The organism is Microvirga antarctica (genome assembly GCF_017921815.1).
GTDB classification, from domain to species: domain Bacteria; phylum Pseudomonadota; class Alphaproteobacteria; order Rhizobiales; family Beijerinckiaceae; genus Microvirga; species Microvirga antarctica.
In genome coordinates this window covers 1-281 of record NZ_JAGEMM010000200.1, presented here as the reverse complement: position 1 = coordinate 281, position 281 = coordinate 1, and the positions used below count along the sequence as shown (strand labels likewise).

Here is a 281-nt window from a genome sequence, read left to right as displayed (position 1 = left end):
AGAGCAGCTCGCCTTCATTCATCAGCAGTACATCGCGACACTGTTCGGCTTCATCCAGATAGGAGGTGCTCCATAAAATCAGCATCCCGTCGCCCGCCAGTTCGTGGACCATTTGCCACAACTCGCGCCGTGAAATCGGGTCAACGCCAACGCCCGGTTCATCCAACAGCAGCACTTTCGGTTCGCCGACCAGCGTACAGGCCAGCCCCAGTTTTTGCTTCATCCCGCCGGACAATTTCCCCGCCAGACGGCCAGTGAAAGGGCCGAGGGCGGTAAACTCC

At 58.7% G+C, this 281-nt stretch carries 1 protein-coding gene; it reads right to left on the bottom strand.

Translation table 11 applies throughout. The features are described 5' to 3' along the window. A partial coding sequence (locus J4G32_RS21480; protein ID WP_210497780.1) for an ATP-binding cassette domain-containing protein occupies positions 1-281 on the bottom strand: 281 nt, incomplete at both ends.